Source organism: Enterococcus sp. HMSC078F03, assembly GCF_001811595.1.
Lineage (GTDB): Bacteria > Bacillota > Bacilli > Lactobacillales > Enterococcaceae > Enterococcus > Enterococcus faecalis.
Genome location: NZ_KV805547.1, coordinates 1 through 5,508 on the forward strand (window position 1 = coordinate 1; position 5,508 = coordinate 5,508).

Annotated in this window: 6 protein-coding genes; all 6 read left to right on the forward strand. The window is 30.9% G+C overall.

Annotated elements, in window-relative coordinates; genetic code table 11:
• Positions 1 to 237 precede the first annotated feature (237 nt).
• The 6 genes from bacL2 (at position 238) to HMPREF2810_RS03780 (ending at position 5,372) form a co-directional block, all read left to right on the forward strand.
• Positions 238 to 873 (forward strand): BacL2 family protein, encoded by a 636-nt coding sequence (gene bacL2, locus HMPREF2810_RS03755; RefSeq protein WP_002375300.1) that lies wholly within the window; start codon positions 238 to 240, stop codon positions 871 to 873.
• The gene (locus tag HMPREF2810_RS03760) at positions 860 to 1,327 is read left to right on the forward strand and encodes a phage holin family protein (RefSeq protein ID WP_002390339.1); all 468 of its coding nucleotides are present in this window, start codon (positions 860 to 862) and stop codon (positions 1,325 to 1,327) included. The genes bacL2 and HMPREF2810_RS03760 overlap by 14 nt, the downstream gene beginning before the upstream one ends.
• A 2-nt stretch (positions 1,328 to 1,329) precedes the next feature.
• Positions 1,330 to 1,857 carry a hypothetical protein gene (locus HMPREF2810_RS03765; RefSeq protein ID WP_002360862.1) on the forward strand — a complete coding sequence of 176 codons (528 nt, stop codon included), beginning with the start codon at positions 1,330 to 1,332 and terminating at the stop codon, positions 1,855 to 1,857.
• A 42-nt stretch (positions 1,858 to 1,899) separates the two neighbouring features.
• Positions 1,900 to 4,080 carry a glycoside hydrolase domain-containing protein gene (locus tag HMPREF2810_RS03770; RefSeq protein ID WP_002360863.1) on the forward strand — a complete coding sequence of 727 codons (2,181 nt, stop codon included), beginning with the start codon at positions 1,900 to 1,902 and terminating at the stop codon, positions 4,078 to 4,080.
• Positions 4,081 to 4,187: 107 nt separating this feature from the next.
• Complete coding sequence (locus tag HMPREF2810_RS03775) at positions 4,188 to 4,730, forward strand: hypothetical protein (protein ID WP_002360864.1); 543 nt, start codon at positions 4,188 to 4,190, stop codon at positions 4,728 to 4,730.
• 66 nt (positions 4,731 to 4,796) lie between these two features.
• Entirely contained in the window at positions 4,797 to 5,372 is a 576-nt protein-coding gene (locus HMPREF2810_RS03780) for a YcxB family protein (protein WP_002360866.1), read from the forward strand.
• Positions 5,373 to 5,508 lie beyond the last annotated feature (136 nt).

Here is a 5,508-nt window from a genome sequence, read left to right on the forward strand (position 1 = left end):
GACCAGATGATGGTCGTACAGATACTGTATGGGGCAAAGGATTCTTTAATTAGTACAAATTATATTGCTTTAAACACTAGTTATTAGTGTTTAAAGCAATATTTCTTAAGATAAAGCATTAAGATCATTGAAAATTAAATACACACCTATATGAAATCCATTACTAACGTAAATATTTATGTCACAAAATGGATATTTTCATTACATACATTTATAAAAATAGAAGGTAGTGATTATGTGAAGTTTTGGGCAGAAGTAACTCGGTTATCAGATATTTATAGGTTTACAAATAAGGAAGAAGATTTGATAAATGTAATGGAATATATGGAAAGATATATAGGTGTATCTGCAAAAAATGCAAAGCATAGAAGCGAACTCTATAAGCTTTGTATCCCGTATGAAGATTTTATAAGTTCTTTTGATTTGGCCGTATGGGAAGCGCTTGAAACATATGCAGGACAAGAAAAAGTAGAACATACTTTTAAAAATATTGTTCTTTTTAGAATGAATCTTGCTGAAAAAAGTGTGTGGCGATTATACAAAAGCAATACATGTGATAGCGCTGACAAAAATGGTATTTCTTATGACTCTGCACGTTGGAACGAGTTAGATAGTAATACGTGTCAACAAAAAGATGCAGGAATAGATATAGAAGAAGCAATTTGCTATAAAGAGATGCTAAAAAACTATATAAAAAAATTTCCTAAACAAAGCAAATTTATCCTCTTGTTGTTACAAGGATATACGTCATGTGAAGCTTCAAAGCTATGCCAATGGGGTTCCAACTATGATGAAAAGAGTAGAAAGAGAGCACAAAGAACGAAACAACATTTTAAAAAGTTTCTAAATGAAATGCTGTGTGAATCTTTATAAACATACAGATAAGGAGAGTTCTATGGATAAGATACAAGAACTGATTATTCATATGGGACTAGAAAGTAACCATATGTTTATTCTAGCAATGATTTGCTGCGCAATGATTATTGATTTCTTATCAGGAGTTTTTGCCGCAAAAATGAATCCAAAAATAGACTTTCAATCAAGAATAGGAATCAATGGAATTTTAAAGAAAATAGCTGCACTAATGTTACTCATATTCTTTATCCCGTTAGCAATGACTATTCCAGGAAATACAGGTACAGGATTACTCTATGTACTCTACTTTGGATATTTATTAATGGAAATTCAATCAATATTAGAAAATTATCAAAAAATAGGAATCGATGTTTCATTGTTTCAGAATTTCATAAACAGATACAGTAAAAGTACGATGGATAACAATAAAACAAATAATTCAAATGAAAAAGAAAAGAAAGAGGAGAAATAATTATGAAAAAAAGTCTATTTATTTTAGGAACAATTTTGTTAACAACAATTGCAGTACAAACAGGAATTGAGACATACGCTAGCAATAATTCCTTTAATCAGGAACAGATTGAATCAAAGGCTAGTAAGCCAAAAACACAATATTCAGAATTAGAATTTGATACGCACGAAGAAGCAAAAGATAACATTCAAGTAATCCCAGAAAAAAGTGGGATCCCAGTTGATTTGGGGAATAATATTATTGGCTATCAAGAAGGCGGAGCTGGTTCTCGTTTTATTACTTTCCATATCAAAAATTATGGTGTTTTTATTCGTACAAATTCAATTTTAGGGCAAGACAACGTTGCTTTATCTAAGGAAGTTGCTCAAATTTTATTAAGTATTGAAAAATATCCGGAAACGGATCGTGGATTAATTCGGGCAGATTTTGCTTCGGGGATGATGTCAATTACTTGGGCGTCAGATACGTTCGTAAAAAGTGTTACTAGCTCTGATTTACGAGTAAGCATTGAAAAAGCTTTAACAAAATAAATTTATAAAGTACAACAAATTTGGAAAGTGAGGTATTAACAAATGGATGAAATGGTTTTAGGTACACAAAAATGGTTAAATAAGACGTATGGAAATGTTTCTGGGTTCAATAAAGTACCAGAAAATGGGAAAACGGGTTGGCCAACTATCTATGGATTACGTCGAGCATTGCAAAAAGAAATGGGAATCCAAGAACTATCAGATAATTTTGGTCCTACCACGGAACGTTATTTTAAAGAAAAAGTAGAAAAACAGTTAAATGAACGTTTTGGGGCAGGCATTGGAAATATTGTGAAAATAATGCAAGGTGGCTTTTGGTGTAAAGGGATTAATCCTTACGTTTCTGGAACTGAAGCAGTTGATGGGTTAATGACAGGTCTCACAACATTAGCGATTAAAAAATTTCAAGAAATGGCAGGATTAGCACCTAGTGGGTATATGAATGCAATGTTAATGAAAGCCTTACTTGATATGAGTGCATTCGCGTTGGTGCCAGGAGGGGACAAAAATATTCGGTCAATGCAACAATCTTTAAATGCTAAGTATAATCGTTATTTTGGCTTGTTGCCATGTGATGGTGTGTATCAAAGAGACACGAATAGTGCTTTAATTTATGCACTTCAAGCAGAGATGGGTATGGATGAAAACACAGCAAACGGATTTTATGGACCAGGAACAACGGCTAAGACACCAACATTAACAGTTGGATCTACTGGTAATTTCGTAAAAATTCTACAATGGGCGTTGTATGTAAATGGATTTAATCAATCTGCAGTATTTAGTGGTTCATTTACCTCTTATATTGCAGCTGAAGTAGAAAACTTCCGATTATTTATGAATCTACCCCCCTATAACACTTCCGCGGATATGACTGTAATCAAAGGTCTTCTATCAAGTGCAGGAAATACTGATCGTGCAGCCAGTGCTTGTGACATGGCTACTCAATTAACGAAACAACAAGCACAACTAATTAAAGACAATGGGTATTCTATTGTTGGACGTTATTTAACAGGTAGCGTAGGAGTGGGAGCAAATAAAAAAGATAAAAATCTGACTCTTGAAGAAATTCAAGCCATTACTAGTGTGGGGTTAAGTATTTTTCCTATTTATCAAGATGGCGGATGGGAAGAAAGCTACTTTAACGAAGGAAATGGGTTAAGAGATGGATCTTTAGCGCATAACGCAGCATTTAAACTAGGGTTTCCTTATGGAGCGACTATTTACTTTGCCGTTGATGTAGATATTTTAGATGGTAACATTCCAGGAACGGTCTTACCGTATATCAAGAAAGTAAAAGAATCTTTAGATGCAAATGGTATGTACAAAACTGGAATTTATGGTACACGAAACGTCTGTCAACAAGCAATTGATGCTGGATTTGTTGAACATTGTTTTGTATCTGATATGTCTACAGGATTTAGTGGAAATCTAGGTTTTCCAATGCCAAAAGAGTGGGCATTTGATCAATTCTATGAACATAGTGAATTAGGGTTTCCGATTGACAAAGTGGCCGTATCTGGAAGAGACCATGGGACCAAGGCATTTTCTACAACAATCGGTAATTTAATCCAGTTAGAAACAATTAAATTACTGAATGCTTTAGGGAAAAATTTTACAATCAAAGATGTAGGTATTAAGCTTGATACTCCTACACAAATTATTAGTTCACCAACTCTTGATGTTTATTTTAAATCAAGCGCCTCTTGGACACATAAAGTAGATGATTCAGGAATGTCTATTAGTATTAAAAACGGTAAAATTGATACAAAAGTATACGTAAATCCGATAAAAGAGTCTTTGAATTCGTATAAAGATTTACTAAAGAATTATAATGAAAATCAAGTTGATGAAATGCTTAATAAGCTAGCGCCAGTTATTAAAAATGGGTATATTGAAACTGGTTTTTGCGCTAGAAATAATTTAATTGGAACGAAATTGGTAATTAAAAAGGAAATCGGAGATTCTGAAAACAAAGGAACTTTACAACTTGAAATTGAACTATATCCTAAGCCTCTGTTACCAACTGATATTAAAATACCTCAACCCGATTATGATAAAGCATATAGAGATATTAAAAATGGTCATGTTCCACAATTAAATGTAGAAGTTATTCTAAAAGGTGTTCTAATTGGTGCGCTAGCAGTGGTTATTATTATTGGAATAGCTTCGGGAGCAGCAGAATTAGCAGGAGCGATAACAGCATTTTTTGCTGCATTAGCTTAAGTTATTTCTTGTTGAAAAAGAGCAACTCTTTCACAAGAGTTGCTTTTATAATTTGTAAAAGAAAATTTAAATGAGTATAATGAAAATAAATTTAAAGGAGGGAAATTATGAATAGTATTATAGGGGAAATGGATTTGACGAAATACTTTATTCTTTTAATTTTTCCATTTTTTTTACTGTATATATTTAAATTTTTTTTAAATCAATCATTTGTTAGAAAGAGTAATATTCCGAAGAGAGAATTAAAAGAACAAAAAATAAATCTAATAGAGTTACAAAAGAAGAGTTTTGTATACTACAGCTTTTTAATAAATATATATTTTGTTTTGCATTTGGTAATGGTTATTTTTTTAGGGATGTTTTTAGGATCTTTTTATGAATATGGATACTTTACAAATCAATCGAACGCTATATCATATGCTTTTTTGACTTTGGTTACAGCTCTAATTATTTTATTAATCAACTTACTTGTAGCAATTTTAAGAATAAAATTTTTACATACAGATCAAGGAAAACTGTACGTAGAAACACATAAAAATGTATTTTTACTAAATAGTAAGCAAAAAATTGCTTGGTTTTCAATACACATATTATCTGTGATATTGGCAGGTTTTAATATATTATTATTTCTTAATTCTACTGTGTATTAGAATTGGTATTTTTTGTAAAATTTGTGCATTTATAATCTTATACCCGTATTTCAAAGGAGGTCATGTATGACTTTTGACTATAATTTAAAAGAAGATGAATATTTAAAAGCAATTAAGCTATATACTAGAAAATTCACTAAAACCGGTAAGCGTAAAATAAGAATTACTTATTTTGCTGGACTAGTTTTACTGGTTACTTCTGCGTATATGTTTATATCGATATTTAAACAATATCTTTCTTTCAAACAATCACTTCCTGACTACGTAGTTAGAGAACTACTTAATAAATTATTTACGCAAGGTTTTGGATATATATTAATAATTATTATATATCTGTTATTGGGTATTTTTTTTCTATACAGTGCATATACTTATCCAAGTGCTAGGATTATTAACAAAAATACAGACTCGAAAACTTTAGAACCAAGAAAAGTTAATATTAATGACTTGGGAATTGTATACTGGCAAGCAAATAATGAAGCAGATAAAAAATCATATTTTTGGGATGACATAGAAGATGTTTTTGAGAATGAAGAATTTTATTTAATGACAGTTGCCAAAAACAAAATTTTTATTTTACCTAAGAGAATGATTTCTACGAAAATACAAAGTGAATTTATAGAGAAACATGTTACGAAATGAAATGTATCTCTCTATTGACAATTATTAGATGCTGGAAAATGTAAATAAACAAAACATAGAAATCATAATACAGGATTATTTATATATTTTTATAAAGTTTGATATTGTGTAGATTTTATTATAGTTTAAGGAGTGA